Origin of the sequence: Mesorhizobium sp. M1A.F.Ca.IN.020.04.1.1 (assembly GCF_003997315.1) — a bacterium.
Classification (GTDB): domain Bacteria; phylum Pseudomonadota; class Alphaproteobacteria; order Rhizobiales; family Rhizobiaceae; genus Mesorhizobium.
Map to the genome: position 1 here is coordinate 1 of NZ_RZSN01000429.1, position 474 is coordinate 474.

General features: G+C 60.1%; 1 pseudogene. It reads left to right on the plus strand.

What is annotated here, in order from left to right:
* Positions 1-29: 29 nt before the first annotated feature.
* Positions 30-238: pseudogene (locus EOA49_RS34065) on the plus strand (acyltransferase); the annotation flags it as partial.
* Positions 239-474: the final 236 nt, after the last annotated feature.

A 474-nucleotide genomic window follows, 5' to 3' on the forward strand; every position in this document is an offset into this window, starting at 1 on the left:
CTTAAGAACTGCCCGAAAGGAGAACTTTCATGCGCTCTACCGGGCAGTGGAGTGCTGGGAAAGGGAGTTGCAACTGACCGGCCATGTCAACTGTCCGACTTCTTCCGAGCCTATGGACAGACTGGGAACCTTCCACGCAAAGCCATTCGAAAGCGGCCGCAGTTGGGCCGGCGCGAGACCGGAAGCCCGCGCAATCGGCTACGACGCGCACGGTGTAGCGGCTCACATCGTCATACTGCACCTACGCCACACACCGGCCGGACCTGATCCGGCTTTATGAGCATTGGGCTTTGTCAGTCGCACAAGCGTGATGGCTTTCGCGACGCGGCGCGCCTCAGGAACTGAGCCGCGGGTCCGGGTCGAAACGCGGGAAAGAAAGACAGGAAACAGAATGGCCGATCAATTCGCAACGGACGTCATTGCCCTGATCAAGAAACGCGCCGAGTCGGAGAGCGGTGAGGGAATGCCTGCGTC